The organism is Salinicoccus halodurans, assembly GCF_900114445.1.
Taxonomy (GTDB): Bacteria; Bacillota; Bacilli; order Staphylococcales; family Salinicoccaceae; genus Salinicoccus; species Salinicoccus halodurans.
The window spans coordinates 188,455-203,275 of the sequence record NZ_FOTB01000005.1 but is presented as its reverse complement, the minus strand read 5'-3'; the positions used below and the strand labels follow the sequence as shown (position 1 = coordinate 203,275).

General features: G+C 47.7%; 14 protein-coding genes. 2 read left to right on the top strand and 12 right to left on the bottom strand.

Annotated elements, in window-relative coordinates:
* Positions 1 to 66: 66 nt before the first annotated feature.
* The 8 genes from BM271_RS11595 to pxpB all read right to left on the bottom strand — a co-directional run bounded on the left by BM271_RS11595 (position 67) and on the right by pxpB (position 8,034).
* Positions 67 to 1,599: a glutathione ABC transporter substrate-binding protein gene (locus BM271_RS11595; RefSeq protein WP_234960570.1), complete on the bottom strand. Its 1,533-nt coding sequence runs from the start codon at positions 1,597 to 1,599 to the stop codon at positions 67 to 69.
* Positions 1,600 to 1,753: 154 nt separating this feature from the next.
* Positions 1,754 to 2,524, bottom strand: coding sequence for a putative hydro-lyase (locus BM271_RS11590; RefSeq protein ID WP_046790763.1), 771 nt, complete (start codon positions 2,522 to 2,524; stop codon positions 1,754 to 1,756).
* An 11-nt stretch (positions 2,525 to 2,535) separates the two neighbouring features.
* Positions 2,536 to 3,750, bottom strand: coding sequence for an NRAMP family divalent metal transporter (locus BM271_RS11585; protein WP_046790764.1), 1,215 nt, complete (start codon positions 3,748 to 3,750; stop codon positions 2,536 to 2,538).
* Between the two features lie 22 nt (positions 3,751 to 3,772).
* Positions 3,773 to 4,528 carry a LamB/YcsF family protein gene (locus tag BM271_RS11580; RefSeq protein WP_269146997.1) on the bottom strand — a complete coding sequence of 252 codons (756 nt, stop codon included), beginning with the start codon at positions 4,526 to 4,528 and terminating at the stop codon, positions 3,773 to 3,775.
* 19 nt (positions 4,529 to 4,547) lie between these two features.
* Positions 4,548 to 5,894, bottom strand: coding sequence for an acetyl-CoA carboxylase biotin carboxylase subunit (locus BM271_RS11575; RefSeq protein WP_046790766.1), 1,347 nt, complete (start codon positions 5,892 to 5,894; stop codon positions 4,548 to 4,550).
* 1 nt (position 5,895) lies between these two features.
* Positions 5,896 to 6,327 (bottom strand): acetyl-CoA carboxylase biotin carboxyl carrier protein, encoded by a 432-nt coding sequence (locus BM271_RS11570; RefSeq protein ID WP_046790767.1) that lies wholly within the window; start codon positions 6,325 to 6,327, stop codon positions 5,896 to 5,898.
* Positions 6,328 to 6,331: 4 nt separating this feature from the next.
* Positions 6,332 to 7,315, bottom strand: a complete 984-nt coding sequence (locus BM271_RS11565) for a 5-oxoprolinase subunit C family protein (protein WP_046790768.1) — start codon at positions 7,313 to 7,315, stop codon at positions 6,332 to 6,334.
* Positions 7,315 to 8,034: a 5-oxoprolinase subunit PxpB gene (gene pxpB / locus BM271_RS11560; protein ID WP_046790769.1), complete on the bottom strand. Its 720-nt coding sequence runs from the start codon at positions 8,032 to 8,034 to the stop codon at positions 7,315 to 7,317. The genes BM271_RS11565 and pxpB overlap by 1 nt, the downstream gene beginning before the upstream one ends.
* Positions 8,035 to 8,226: 192 nt before the next feature.
* Between pxpB and BM271_RS11555 the strand changes: the two genes are divergently transcribed.
* The gene (locus BM271_RS11555; RefSeq protein ID WP_338054655.1) at positions 8,227 to 8,955 is read left to right on the top strand and encodes a DUF554 domain-containing protein; all 729 of its coding nucleotides are present in this window, start codon (positions 8,227 to 8,229) and stop codon (positions 8,953 to 8,955) included.
* Between the two features lie 64 nt (positions 8,956 to 9,019).
* Complete coding sequence (locus tag BM271_RS11550) at positions 9,020 to 10,285, top strand: Zn-dependent hydrolase (RefSeq protein WP_046791551.1); 1,266 nt, start codon at positions 9,020 to 9,022, stop codon at positions 10,283 to 10,285.
* A 58-nt stretch (positions 10,286 to 10,343) separates the two neighbouring features.
* Here BM271_RS11550 and BM271_RS11545 read toward each other — a convergent pair whose 3' ends face one another.
* From BM271_RS11545 to BM271_RS11530, 4 genes are all read right to left on the bottom strand, one after another.
* The gene (locus tag BM271_RS11545) at positions 10,344 to 11,045 is read right to left on the bottom strand and encodes a ferredoxin reductase domain-containing protein (RefSeq protein WP_046790770.1); all 702 of its coding nucleotides are present in this window, start codon (positions 11,043 to 11,045) and stop codon (positions 10,344 to 10,346) included.
* Between the two features lie 153 nt (positions 11,046 to 11,198).
* Complete coding sequence (locus BM271_RS11540; protein ID WP_046790771.1) at positions 11,199 to 12,104, bottom strand: macrolide 2'-phosphotransferase; 906 nt, start codon at positions 12,102 to 12,104, stop codon at positions 11,199 to 11,201.
* Positions 12,105 to 12,376: 272 nt separating this feature from the next.
* Positions 12,377 to 13,996, bottom strand: coding sequence for a MutS-related protein (locus BM271_RS11535; protein ID WP_046790772.1), 1,620 nt, complete (start codon positions 13,994 to 13,996; stop codon positions 12,377 to 12,379).
* Between the two features lie 11 nt (positions 13,997 to 14,007).
* Positions 14,008 to 14,796: a DUF429 domain-containing protein gene (locus BM271_RS11530; RefSeq protein WP_234960569.1), complete on the bottom strand. Its 789-nt coding sequence runs from the start codon at positions 14,794 to 14,796 to the stop codon at positions 14,008 to 14,010.
* Positions 14,797 to 14,821: the final 25 nt, after the last annotated feature.

The window sequence follows — 14,821 nt, the reverse complement described above, 5'->3', positions numbered from 1 at the left end:
TAATATTATGTTCAATGTATCAGACTGAAAGGAAAAAAGCTCCCATCTTAAGACAGGAGCCCGGTATCAATCCAAGTCTTTCAAGTATGGAAAACTGCTTGGATACTGGTAGTATCCGTCCAGTTCCTCATTGATGCCTGCCAGCAGTACGGAGTGATAGATCGGCACAAGCGGTGACTCATCAATGATAATCTGCTGCGCCTTGGCATATTGTTCCATGCGTGCAGCCTCGTCCGTTTCCGTTCTCGCCTGATCAAGGAGTGTATCGACTTCTTCATTGGAATACCTTGTACGGTTACCCGGGGCCCCGTGGTTATCGGAATGGAACATCGGATGCAGCCCATAATCGGCATCAAGCGTCACAGTGCCCCAGCTTCCCATGAATATTTCATGTTCGCCGTTAGCTGTGAATTCCTGGTAGGCACCGGATTCCATCTGACGGATTTCCAAGTTGATATTCAAATCTTTCAACTCTTGCTGGATATATGTTGCGATATCCGCCGTCGTCCGATCATTCACGACTATTTCTGCAGTGAATCCATCACCATGACCGCTCTCTGCAAGCAGTGCTTTTGCCGCCTCCTTATCGAATATCACAGGCTCCAGATCCTCACTGTGACCCTTGACTGTCGGATTGAGCGGCGTATCGGCAACAGCAGGAATGCCTTCCAGCATATCGTTTATGATTGCTTCCTTATCGATGGACATTGCGATAGCTTTTCTTACGTCCGGATCGTCAAAAGGTTCTTTTTCCACATTGAATCCCATATAGGACATGCTCGCACTCTGATTCTGGGTTACACAGTTCCCTTCTGTACCGTCAATGCGCGCAACATCACTCGGATTTACAGGATAGATCAGATCCGCATCTCCCGTAGATAATTCCGCAATTCTCGTCCCATCTTCAGGCACTGCCTTGAACGTGACGGATTCCGGTTTCGCAGGCTCTCCCCAATAGTCTTCGTTTTTCACGAGAGTGACATGATCCCCTTCCGCTATTTCTTCAAATTTGAAAAATCCCGTCCCCACTGGGTTTTTATTGACTTCTGTCAGTGGATTTCCGCCTGTTTCCATTCCTGCATAATCTGCATCGATCACTTCTTTGCTGATCATATGTCCGCCGGGATGCGCAAGGTGTGCAGGCAGCGCAGCAAACGGTCCTTTTGTATGTATCTGGACAGTGTAATCGTCAATAATTTCCACTTCATCAATTTCTGTGAATAAAAATTCCAGCGGTGCTCCGACTTCTGGATCCCTCACACGATCAAGGTTCGCTTTGACAGCTTCGGCATTGAATTCACTGCCATCATGAAAAGTGACCCCTTCCCGCAATTTGAATTCCCATGTTGTATCATCCAACTGCTCGTATGATTCAGCCAATCCCGGCTCAAGCTCCAGATCCTGATTCATTTTAACGAGTGTTTCGTAGATGTTCGTCATCACATAAAGTGAGTAGCCATCATTCGCAGCATGCGGATCAAGTGAACTCGGCATTGCCAGCAGACTGAAATTGATAGCTTTTCCTTCAGCCTCTTCTGTATCTTCGCCTGAGTCGGCCGATTCGTCCACATCACTGTCATCTGTACATGCCGCCAGCACAAAGATCAGAGAAATCAGTAACAGATACCATTTTTTTCATGATTACCCCTCCATTATTTACTTATTATACCTATAATAATACTATGTATTAAAGGAATAAAAAAGTGGAAATGTGCATTAATTTTACACAATTCCACTTCTTTGTTACTTTCATCTACTTTTGTCTGTAATCTTCATTTTCCAGATCGGTTACAAACATGTAACCCGGAGCATGGGTGATCATAACCCGCGGTTTGGCATTCACTGCTGCATTCTGCGGTGTGACGCCGCACGCCCAGAACACCGGCAGTTCGCCTTCATCGATTTCAATCGACTCACCGTATTCAGGGTGACCAATATCTTTGATGCCGATTTCACGAGGATCTCCGTAATGCACCGGCCCTCCGTGCATTTCAGGAAATTGCTCAGTGACCCTGGTGACTGTCTCCACCGCATTTTCATCAAAGGGTCTCATCGATACCACCAGTTCTCCGCTGAATACACCCGCCGGATCCGTGGCGATGTTCGTTTTATACATGGCTACATTCCTGCCCGCGTCAATATGTTTGATGCTTAATCCTTCATCCAATATCGCCTGTTCGAATGTAAAGCTGCATCCGATGAGGAACGTGACGAAATCGTCCTGCCAGTATTCACTGATATCATCGACCGTATCCGTCAGCACCCCATCTTTATAAATATTATACTTTGGAATATCCGTCCTGATATCAGAATCATCCGCATATCTGCTTTCTGTCTGTCCGTCTTCCAACACTTCTATGACCGGGACCGCTTTTTTATTGCGCATGGCGTACAACAGGAAATCGAAGGCATAAGCTTTCGGCAGAATGACCAGGTTTGCCTGGACTTTATTGCCTGCTGCGCCTGATGTACTGCCTGTGAAGCTGCCGTTCCTGATTTCTTCTCTCAATTTTTTTGCATCCAAATTGTTTCCTCCTATCGGTTCCAAAGATCCGCTAAGCCTTCAAGCGACATGACTCCGGCAACAAGTGTAACAATGACTGCAATGACACCGAACACAATCATCCACGTCGGATGGCGGTAATCCCCGACGATTTTCTTCCGTCTCGAGGCAATCAGTATCGCCCCCAGCGTAACCGGCAGGATCAGGCCGTTGAATGCGCCTGCTAAAATCAGCAATGCCACCGGACGGCCGACGAATGTGAATATCAAAGTCGACACGACAATAAAAGTCACAATGACTATATTGTTGTGTTCATCAAAGAATCTGTGCATCGATCTCAGGAATGAAGCACTTGTGTAGGCAGAGCCGATGACAGAGGACAGGGCCGCCGCAACCAGTACAATACCGAAGATCTGCATTCCGATATCACCGAGTGCAATCTGGAACACTGAAGCCGGCGGGTTGGATGGATCAAGCGTTGCGCCCGTTGCTACGACACCCAGCACCGCAAGGAATAAAAGTATCCGCATGACCCCGGTCGTCAAAATACCGTAGTTCGCTGATTTGCTTACAAAATCAAGGTTTTCCTTCCCCGTCATCCCTGCTTCAATCAGTCTGTGGGCACCGGCGAATGTAATGTAGCCGCCGACTGTACCTCCGACGAGTGTAATGATCGGCACTACAAGTGACAGCGGGTTTTCAGGCGCAATCGACCGCAATGCCGCTTCGGCATACGGCGGATTCGACTGAATCATAACGTAGGCTGTAATCAGTATCATCAGCACCCCGAGCACCTGCGTAATGACATCCATTACGGCGCGGCCGTTTTTAACAAGAAAGACGAAGATTGCGAACGCGCCGGTCAATGCAGCCCCTACACGAGCATCCCATCCGAAGATGGCATTGAAACCAAGGCCTGCACCGGCAACGTTACCGATGTTGAATGCAAAGCCGCCCAGTACAATAAGTAATGCAACGACATGGCCGAGCCCCGGCGCGACATCGTTTGCGACATCCTGCCCTCTTTTGCCGGAGACACTGAGCACTCTCCAGATGTTCAGCTGGGCGCCGATATCAATCACAATCGACGCCAGGATCGCGAACGCAAAACTTGCCAGGTACTGCTCTGTGAATACTGCCGTCTGCGTCAGGAATGCCGGCCCGATGGCGGAAGTTGCCATGAGGAATACGGCACCGAACAGCAGCCGGCGCTGTGCTCCTGTCATTTTCGGTTTTTCATTGTTCATTTTTCCACACCCCTTAGTCAAGTTACATCGTTTTTATTTCTATCCCATTCTCACTTAGCTGTTTTCTGATCTCTTTCACAAATTCCAAAGCTTTTTCACCATCACCGTGCACACAGATGCTGTCGGCCCGGATATCGATATCCCTGCCGCCTGTGCTCTCCACTTTGCCTTCACGCACCATGCGGATGACACGTTCCACCGCAAGACTGGTATCTGTGATCATCGCGCCTTCCTTCCGTCTTGACACGAGTGTACCGTCATCCTCATAGGCACGGTCCGCAAACACTTCATGTCTGACTTCAAGTCCCGCTTCTTCCCCTGCTTTTACGAGGTTTTGATTGGACAGTCCCATCAGCTTGAGCTTCGGATTATAATCCTTCACTGCGTCCGCAATCGTTTTGGCAAGTTCTTTGTCCTCGAAAGTCGCGTTATAGAGCGCACCGTGCGGTTTCACATGGTTCATTTCAATGCCTGCCACTCTGCAGAAACCGTCCAGTGCCCCGAGTTGGTAAAAGATGAGAGATCTTACTTCCGGCATGGAAAGTTCCATATATCTTCTGCCGAATCCCATCAAATCAGGATAAGCAGGGTGGGCACCGATGCCGGTGCTGCCATTTTCCCTGATCATCTCCACTGTCTTCTGCATCACAGACGGATCACTCGCATGAAATCCGCAGGCCACATTCGCAGATGAAATCAGAGGGATGATCTCGTCGTCATTACCAATCGTGTAGTTGCCGTAACTTTCTCCCAAATCTGCGTTCAAATCGACTGTCAGCATATTTTCTACTCCCTTTCTATTCGATAATTCCGTTACGCTCCAGAAACTTTATGTCCACTGCATTATCTATATATTTCGGATGATTCATCAGGTAGTGCTGAAAATCGAGCGTCGTGTCAATCGGTGAAATCACCGTCTCCCCGAGCACGTGGCGCATCTTTTTAATGGCTGCCGCACGATCTCCGGCATGTGCGATGATTTTCGCTATCATAGAATCGTAGTTCGGTGGAATGTGATATCCGGCGAACACATGCGTATCCACGCGCACACCATTGCCGAGTCCAAAATGTAACCGCTCGATTTCACCCGGTGCGGGCATGAACCCTTTCGCAGGGTTTTCTGCATTTATTCTGCATTCAACCGCGAAACCGTTGATCTCAATATCTTCCTGACGGATGCTGAACGTATCAAAGAGCGCCACTTCGACCTGGAGACGGATGATATCGACACCCGTAATCATTTCGGATATCGTATGTTCCACCTGGATACGCGTGTTCATCTCTATGAAATAAAATGCGTCCTCTTCCTCGACATACAGGTATTCCACCGTCCCTGCCCCTGCATACGCAAGCTTCCCTATTGCAGCGGCTGTTTTTTCCGTAATATCCTTCCGGGATGCATCACTTAATACGGCAGCCGGCGCTTCTTCTATCAGCTTTTGATTTTTACGCTGGATGGAACAGTCACGTTCAAACAGATGCACTGCGCCTCCCCTGCCGTCACCGATAACCTGCACTTCGATATGACGCGCCTTCGGTATATATTTCTCAACATAGATGCGATCGTCATTGAAGGCATTCTTCGCTTCCTTCTTGGCTTCTTTATACTGTTTTTCGAGAGTTTCCTCCCTTTCGACGAAACGCATCCCTTTTCCGCCTCCGCCGGATACTGCTTTGATGACGATCGGAAATCCGATTTCCTCCGCCACTTCCCGTACCGCATCGAAACTGTCCACGACTCCTTTGCTCCCCGGGATGACAGGGACCCCCGCCTCTTTCATCGTTTTCCGCGCTTCTGCCTTGTCTCCCATCCTTTTCATGATTTCAGAACCCGGGCCGATAAAGATGATACCGGCCGCTTCACACCGTCGCGCAAATTCAGGAGTTTCTGATAAAAAGCCGTAACCCGGGTGGATGGCATCCGCCCCTGCTGCTTCCGCCGCCTGAAGAATGCGGTCGATATCAAGATAGCTTTCACTGCTTTTAGGCGGTCCGATGCAGATGGCTTCATCCGCCATGGTGACGTGGAGGCTTCCGCGGTCAGCCGTGGAATAAACAGCCACACTCCGGACATCCATTTCCTTCAATGTCCGTATGATCCTTACTGCAATTTCACCGCGGTTGGCGATCAATACTTTCTTCATGCTAGTCCTCCTTCGGCCGTATCGTGATTAGCGGCTGATCATATTCGACAGTGTCTCCATTCTCTGCAAGAATCTCCTCAACCAAACCGTCTGCATCTGCAAACACATCATTGAAGACTTTCATCGCTTCGATCATGCCGATCTGATCACCGGCCGACACCGCGTCTCCGGCTTCGACGAAATTCTCATTGCTGTCCTCTTCCTTATGCGTATAGAACGTACCAACCTGCGTCGCTTTCACTGTATGGAGGCCGGGGGCTGAACTTCCCCCTGAACCAGCTGCTCTCGATCCATCGCCGTTTTCCGTCACGACTGCCGTACCTCCCCCTTTCGTTTCAATATGCACTTCCGAATCCATATCTCCCACTCTCAGCACTTTAAGGTCTTCCTCTTTTGCGAGTTTTATCAGTTCTCTGATTTTTTCGATATCCATCCCGTCACCTCTTCATGATACTTTCAATTTTTTCTGACAGAGGTCTTCTATGCAAGCTGAAGTTATTATCCGTTTCAAAATAAAAGCCCGCATTGACCCTGTCAATTTCTTCTTTATACAATACTGCCGCTTCACGCACATCAATCTCTTTAAAACGGATTTCATCACCCTGGCGTTTCTGCACCAGCTTCGGAATATCCGCAAGCGCCACCGTCGCAATGCGTGCATATCCCCCTGCGGTCTGCCGGTCGTTCAACAAGATGATCGGTTTGCCGTCTTTCGGAATCTGGATGCTGCCGAGCTGGGTCGGCTCACTTAATACATCGTGGCCGCCCGCGGCTTCAAGCACGGCACCATCCAGCCTGAATCCCATCCTGTCACAATCTTTAGTCAGTTCATACCCGGATTCATAAAACGTATCCAGATTTTCTTTGAATCTGTCATACTGCTGCCCCGGGATCACCCGGATGAGCGCATCGTTTTCAAAATTCTTCACCCTGAGAAGAGTTTCCGTCACACTGCCTCCATGCACTTTCAATCTGTCGCCCGTCTGCAGTGTCCTGCCGTGCATACCGCCGATGCCGCTCCTTGTATGAGTGGATGTGCTTCCGAGCACTCCGGGGATATCAAAGCCGCCCGCTGCAGCCAGATAAGTTCTTGCACCCTCCGACGCGCCGCCAAAGGCCAGTGTCTCCCCTTTCAATACATGGACCACAGTCCCGATCTCCACTGCTCTGTCATTTACATGCATCGGCATTTCTGCACCGGCAGTCGCAATCACAGTATCTTCAAGCACTTCGAAGGACGCACCGTGCAGGGTCATTTCCAGCACAGCCGAATCCCCGTCATTGCCAAGCATCAGATTGGCAAGCATATATGCCCGCCAGTCCATTGCACCGGCCGGAGAGAAACCTTCGGCCTGATGACCGGACCTGCCTTTATCCTGAACCGTTGTAAACAACCCGGGATTCTTCACTTTCAAGACCATCAGCCCTCACTCCTCATTTCAATTTTCACTTCATATTCACCTCTTGCCGCCTGCCTCGCAATTTCACCGTACTCCTGTTCATCAATCGGACGGTACAAAATGCGGTCCCCCGCCCGGTAGAGGATCGGCTCCTCACGCCCCGGATCGAATAAAGGCACCGGTGTCCGTCCGAGCAGATTCCACCCGCCTGGGGATTCGAAAGGATACATGCCGGTCTGTTCCCCTCCGATACCCACTGTACCTGCCGGAATCCGCATCCTCGGAGTATCAAGCCTTGCCTTATGTAGTTTTTCATCGAGTCCCCCGAGATAAGGAAATCCCGGCATGAAACCGAGCATATAAACGAGGTACTCCCTGCCGCTGTGCATATCAATGACCTCATCTGCGGTCAAGCCATTCTCTTTGAAACTTTCAATATCCGGCCCGAATTCCCCGCCGTAGCAGACAGGGATTTCCACCGTTCTGTATTCGAATCCACCCTCAAGCAGAGAATCCGTATCTATGTTCCTAACTGCTTTTTCAATCTCTTCCGCATCCGCATCAAAGAGATCGAAGTAGATGATCAGACTCGTATAGGAGATTACAATTTCTTCAATGCCCCGGATTTCCTGCGCCTCAATTTTTTGTTTGAGTGAGACGAGCTGCCGGTTCACATTCTCATCAATGTCATCTCCCATATATATTGTAAGCGCATTCTCGGAATATTGACTGATTTCCATTTCCTCACCTTCTTCTCCAATAATCGTTCTCCTAGATTATAACTTAAATCGATGAAAATTAAATATTGTAATAATTTTAATCATTCTCCTCTTTCGTACGTGACTGATATGATATAGTTGAATTTCAATTATCCAGGAAATGCTTCCGGTGGCATGATTGCCGTCACCGTCCAATCGAAAAGAGGAAAAATAATGATGTCACTACTGGGTACACTCGTAAATGCCGCTGCAATTGCCGCCGGCAGTTTCATCGGGTTGTTCTGGCGCAATATCAGTGAAAAGATGAAAACGACCATCCTTCAGGGGCTTTCGATCACAGTCATCGTCCTCGGTATCGACATGGCACTCGAGACCAAACAGATCATCATCATCGTTGCGAGCATTGCATTCGGAGGCATGCTCGGGGAAAAATGGGATATTGAGGGAAAGATGAATCATTTCGGCATCTGGCTTGAAACAAAAACCGGTGCAAAAGAAGGCGGTGTTTCTGCCGCATTCGTGACGGCGACACTCGTATATGTAGTTGGAGCCGTGGGCATTGTCGGTGCGCTCGACAGCGGTTTAAGAGGAGATCATACGATACTGTTCACAAAATCACTGATTGACGGGCTGATGGCTGTCTTCCTGACGTCTACACTCGGCATCGGCATTATCTTCTCGGCCATTCCGGTATTTTTATTCCAGGGGGCAATCACATTGTCCGCTGCACAGATCGATCGTTTTGTTCCTCCGGAACTCATGGACCAGCTCATTGTTGAAATCACGGGGGTCGGCGGGGTCATGATCATAGCCATCGGCATCAGACTGCTCGGCATTCTGAATATCCGTGTGGCGAACCTGCTTCCGGGTCTGATATTTACAGTGGGCATTGTTATCATGATGCACTACTGGGAGCCTTTGATCCGTTTCGTTTTCCAATGATTCCATTTTTGAAAAACCGCTGCACATGAGAATAAAATATAAATGTTAAAGGAGAAAGATCATGATGAACACCTTCCTAGACAAAATGAAAGCAGAAACCCTTGACGATCAGACGACAAAACGACTGCACAGCCGCATACTCGAACTCTCTGAAATCGGCTTTACTGAAGATCAGGGATCGAAGCGCATGGGATATTCAAAATTTGAGACGGAAGCCAAGAAAAAGATCATCAATTGGATGAAAGACGTCGGCATGACAGTCCGTACAGACGGCGCTGGAAATGTATTCGGACGATACACCGGCCATGACGACTCACAGGTGTTCATGGCCGGGTCGCATGTGGACTCTGTACCGAACGGCGGCCATTTCGACGGTGTGGCAGGCGTGCTGAGCGCACTTGAGATCGCAGAGCTGTGGCATGAGGAGAACTATACGCCGGCGTACTCCTACGAAGTCGTGATCTTCTCGGATGAAGAAGGCAGCCGCTTCAACAGCGGTCTCACCGGAAGCCGGGCATTCATGGGACTCATCGATGAAGAGGAGCTTGATAAGTACCGCGATCCGGAAGGAAAAACAATCGATGAAGTACTCGGGAATATCGATTCGAACCGGAAAAAGTTCCTCGCAACAGACGGACCGGACTATAAAATTAAAATGTACGGGGAAATCCATATAGAACAGGCCAGGCAGTTGGAGGAAAAAAACCTTCCTGTCGGAATCGTCAGTGGCATCGCAGGAGCGACACGGACGAACATCACATTCAGAGGGGAAGCGGGGCATGCCGGATCGACACCGATGCATCAGAGGAAAGACGCTTTAGTCCAAGCATCGGAATTCATCAGGACTCTGCCCGAAGTTGCAACATCCATCAGCACGACGGCCGTCGCGACAGTCGGGAAGATGAAAGTCAGTCCAAACGGTGTAAACGTGATCCCTGGTGAAGTGCAACTTGTCGTGGATGCAAGAGACATCAATGAAGCGCAGCAGGCCGAACTCATACAGGCCATCCGCCGGCATGCAGAGAAAATTACAGCACAATCAGAAGTCACAGTTGATGTGGATCTTACAACCCGCATCACACCCATTCCGATCGGTAAAGACGTCATCGCTAAAATGGAGGAATCCTTCAGGAGACAGGACCAGATTCCGGTCCATCTGCCAAGCGGAGCCGGCCATGATGCAATGAGTGTCGGCACGAAACATCCGATCACCATGCTTTTCGTCAGAAGCATCAGAGGCATCAGCCACAATCCGGAAGAATTCAGCCATATCAGTGACCTCCGGGATGCCGTCCTTATACTCAAAGACTTCTTTGAAAACTTTGAATAACGTCAAAGAGGTTCCAGTCATCAAATGATGACTGGAACCTCTTTATTCTTCGATCCATCTATACCAGGAATTCCTGCAGCGTGTGCTCATGCTTATCCAGCATAATCCGATCTTTTTCAACGCCCTCTTCACGCAGTACGGCGATATTCTGAGCAAGGAACTCGTCACTGCCCACTACATAGAACAGCGCCTCTTTATCCTGAGCCAGTTTTTGGACATCACCATAGTAATCTTTGCGGTTATCCACAAAACGGGATGTGAATCCTTTTTCCGGGACGCCTTCAAATACATTCGTGAAAAGGTAATCCCTCGATGAATCAATATTCAGCGAATGGATCTTATTGACCTGTTCAGCGTTATTCAAATAATCCAGGACAAGCGGTCTGAATGTCGCCAGACCGACACCCGAGGAAAGCAGGTAAATATTTTTATCTTCCCGTTTCAACGGCACATTCGAGTGCGTCTTGAATATCGCAACGGAAGTTCCTATTTCAAGATCGTTCAGAATATGCTTGAATTCAGAACGCTGTTCCCTGATGCGCGTTGTAATCCCTATGGATTTCTCATCCGGCAGCGTCGATATGGACATGTGCCGCACCAGCCCTTTATTCGGTTTCTCCCCCGCATTGAATCCTTCCAGTCCAAGATGTGTATGAGAGCCTTCCTCCCAAGTAAATCCTTCCGGGCAATCCAGCATATAAGTCTTTATCTCAGGTGTCTCTTCGATCACTTCATTTATTCTGGTCCAATAGATTTGCATATATAATACAGTCTCCCAACTATGAATTTAATATATATCATTATTGATTAACATACAACAACTGATAATCATTATCAATTAAATGAGCCTGAAAGAATTCAAAAACTCCGGCGGAACAAAAAAACAGCGGACACCAAATGCCCGCCGGTCTTCCTATTCATCCATTACACCCAATTCTTTTTTGGCCATCTTTTCATACTCTTCCATCCCTGACTCCATCGCAAATTCTGCAACGTCGACAGAGAATGCATTCATCAGTTCCATCATATGTTCTTTCATACCCGGCCAATGATAACCGCCGGCAATTTTATAAGCTTCAATCAGGTCCTCCAGCCCTTTTTCTCCGAATACTCTGTAGTGACCCATGAAGTCCTTCGATATATCCGACACTTTCGCTTCGGTCCAGTCGATCAGTCCTTTGACATTGGAGTGCTGATCCACCATGATGTGGCCGGGATGCAGGTCGCCATGAATCATGCCCGCCTGTCTTGGCCACAGTTCATCTGTCTCCACCCATTTCATCCAACGGCTCCACAATGCTTCGGAGACACCGAATTCTGCTTTGACTCTCACCATGCGTTCTTTCATATTCTTTCTCAGATCGTCGGGGGCAACGGCCTCTATCCCGGCCTTCTCCGCCTCTTCAATTGGTATGCTGTGCAGCGCCACCATTATCTCCGCCATGGTCCTTGTAAAGTTTGCAGGGAGATTCTGTTCATCGATTTCAAAAATATAATTCTGGATCGACGGATCAATCGTCCCCGCCGGTATGCCCGTCAGACGTTCGTAGGCAATTATATCCTTCTCGTATATTTCCCAGACCGGCACTTCAAAATCCACACGGCTTGCGACCAGGTCCAATGCCTTCTTTTCCGGTTTTGTCCGTTCAAATACATCTTCTCTTCTCGGCAGTCTCAAAACCCAGTGCCTGTCCGATTCATCCGTTGCAAAAAAGACCTGGAAATCAAGGCCCGATGCATTCTCCACCAGGGTTTTCGGTTTCAAATCCAATCCATGCGATTTAGCAAGCTTCACAACTTCCTCCTGTGTCCTGCCCATGCAACCACCCCTTTATACGAATTGTATAATTTCACCATTACATTGGTAAAGGGAAAAGATCTTATCTAAAGGGCACGCATAAGAGTTTCTTCCAAACCCATTCCAGGAAACCCATCCCCATTCATCTGATAAAGATTTCAGCAATGTCCATCATTATTAGAGTGATAAGAACGAATATGCCGGTGAACCCCGTAAGTGTTCCATAATATAAAATGATTTTACAGTAAATAAAAATCATCCGATACATGTGGCACGTACCGGATGAAGTCTGCCTAATTACTTATTTTACTTTTCGCCCCCTCATAAACCTCTTCAGGGAATTTATACAGCCTCAAAAGCTCGATGGCATTAGAGGTTGATGCGGCACCTTCCCGGATCTTGTAGTCGAAGTAAATATCATCACCCGTCAGATGCTCCCTGAAATGATAAAAGGCCAGTTCATCTTTGAGCAGTTCCGTCAATTCCATATCATGCGTCGCTGCAATCAGAAAAACATCATTTTTATCATTCAGATATCTCAGAACCGTCTCTGCTGCCGCAACACGTTCTATGGTATTCGTCCCTTTGAATATTTCATCGATGAGGCAGTAAAGGTTCCCGTCAAAGTGTTCCACTTCCTCGATGATCCGCTTCAATGACTTGATTTCACTGATGAAATAACTGTCCCCTTCGATGACGCTGTCCGTAATATCCATCGAAGATATCACCTTGCCCGGCTTATATTTGAACAGGCTGCTTGTAGAAGTGTTCAGCCCATTGCTTATGGCCACATTGATGCCGAGGGCTTTCATGAATGTGGATTTACCGGCGGCATTTGAGCCGGTAAGCAATATGTCCTGATCGAAACGGAGGTCATTCTCAACCGGATCATTCACCAGCGGGTGGTATAGATCTTCAGTGTTTATGCAGGCACTGTTCTCCATTTCCGGAATTGCATAATAAGGCAGCGTTTCCCGCCACATCGCTACACTGTAATTCAAGTCCAGCTCCGCAACATAATGCCAGCTCTCTTTGTAGAGACTGTGATTTTTATTCAGCGATTTTAAAATCAGATGGTACAGATGATAATCAATCATGAACATCAATTTCATTGCAGAAAACACCTGTATACCGATATTCATTTCACCCGCACTGTCATCATTGACGAATAAAGGACTGAGAAACGATAATCTCCTCAACCCCTTACTGTTATAACGCGCGTCCAGCCGGCCGGCTGTCACAATGATGTTGATGGCATAGAAAATATCAGTGTAATCAAAACCGGTCGTATTTTTGTGTTTCTGCGAAAGATATGCGTTTGCACCGAATCCCCCCAGCACTGTCATTATCGACAGAAAAGGGTCGACAAAGAAAAGCAGCACACCGATAAATGGTGACAGGCTGAGCAGAATATACAGTGGATTGTATTTCTGTTCCGGTTCAAATTCATACATGAATTTGCTGGTATTCGAGTTTTTCGATTTGCCCAGCATCGCCAGACGGTATGAAAACTTTTCCCTGAAAGCCGGTTCCTTCTGGATTTTACCGATCTGTTCTTCATCGACAGCCACCTGTTCCGGCGCATTTCTCAGGGAAGCATACAGCAGTTCATCCCCGATCGTAGTGAAAGTGTAATTGATCTTCTCAATCAGCTGGCCCAGATCCAGATCACTCCACGTTTCATCATCTACTACATTCCTGTCATCAGTATCCTCATTCTCCATGATGTTTACAAAGTAGTTATGATAATGGACAAAAGGCAGCTTGTTCCCTGAAAATGAAACTTTCCTGTCCCATAAAGTTTTTACATGTTTTCTTATCTTATAAATCTCATAGATCTTGAGTCCTGTTGAAAGCAACAGAATCAGGACCAATACGATTGCGAATAAATACAGCGTCTGAATGACGATCACCCGTTTTCCTTTTAATTGTTTTGCACTTCACCTTTGACCGGCAGCATTATGAATCCACCCTCAACATTTCCAAACATTCTGCCATCTGCCAGTCCTTTATGTATACTGTACATACCGTAGGCACAAAGAAAGGCATCAATTTTGTCTTCGATGTGCTTATGCTGTTTGCGTGTGAGTGCAGTGATATCCACTTCGAGTCTGGAAGCCAGTCCGCTGACATGCCTTTCCAGTTTTTCAATCTCCTCAAACCGCTTGAGCAACACCTCCATATGGCTACATGTTTCCTCAAAAGTGATTTTTGGTTTTCTTTTATACTTGACCGGATAGATTTCCGGAAAAAGCCCGCAGCATATGCCTGTGGGAAATGTTTCTACAAGATTGGACTCTGAATCACTGAAGCCAATTCTAACATTCGAAATTTCCAGTTGTATCACTTTCCTCAGAGTCTCCCCGCGTATGTCCCCAAAAACCTTATTGAAATAATTTCTGTTGGAATTGAATGCAGACAGCCGGTGCCCGTGGATTCTCGCACGCATCAATGCACCTTCTGCACCCCTTGAGCCGCTTTCATTGTTTACAATCAGCGGTGCGTCAATCGCGATGCATATTTCTTCATCTGAGCCGTGACTTTTGATGACTTCCAGTATATCTCCATTTGAATAGATTTTGGAATCCAGGAGTTCCACTACTCCGTCTGCACTGATGACACATATCCCGGTCTCATTCCTGTAAGTCCACGCCAGATCGATTCCGATGAACACCATACATCTACTTCCTTTTTCCTGTAGTATTGTATCCATGATACCATCCGACATAATCTGTGTG

Coding starts and splice junctions, on each gene's coding strand:
- BM271_RS11585 (WP_046790764.1), bottom strand. CDS start 3,750: ATGAACAATGAAAAACCGAAAATGACAGGAGCACAGCGCCGGCTGCTG.
- BM271_RS11575 (WP_046790766.1), bottom strand. CDS start 5,894: ATGAAGAAAGTATTGATCGCCAACCGCGGTGAAATTGCAGTAAGGATC.
- BM271_RS11570 (WP_046790767.1), bottom strand. CDS start 6,327: ATGGATATCGAAAAAATCAGAGAACTGATAAAACTCGCAAAAGAGGAA.
- BM271_RS11565 (WP_046790768.1), bottom strand. CDS start 7,315: ATGGTCTTGAAAGTGAAGAATCCCGGGTTGTTTACAACGGTTCAGGAT.
- pxpB (WP_046790769.1), bottom strand. CDS start 8,034: ATGGAAATCAGTCAATATTCCGAGAATGCGCTTACAATATATATGGGA.
- BM271_RS11555 (WP_338054655.1), top strand. CDS start 8,227: ATGATGTCACTACTGGGTACACTCGTAAATGCCGCTGCAATTGCCGCC.
- BM271_RS11550 (WP_046791551.1), top strand. CDS start 9,020: ATGAACACCTTCCTAGACAAAATGAAAGCAGAAACCCTTGACGATCAG.
- BM271_RS11545 (WP_046790770.1), bottom strand. CDS start 11,045: ATGCAAATCTATTGGACCAGAATAAATGAAGTGATCGAAGAGACACCT.
- BM271_RS11540 (WP_046790771.1), bottom strand. CDS start 12,104: ATGGGCAGGACACAGGAGGAAGTTGTGAAGCTTGCTAAATCGCATGGA.
- BM271_RS11530 (WP_234960569.1), bottom strand. CDS start 14,796: ATGGATACAATACTACAGGAAAAAGGAAGTAGATGTATGGTGTTCATC.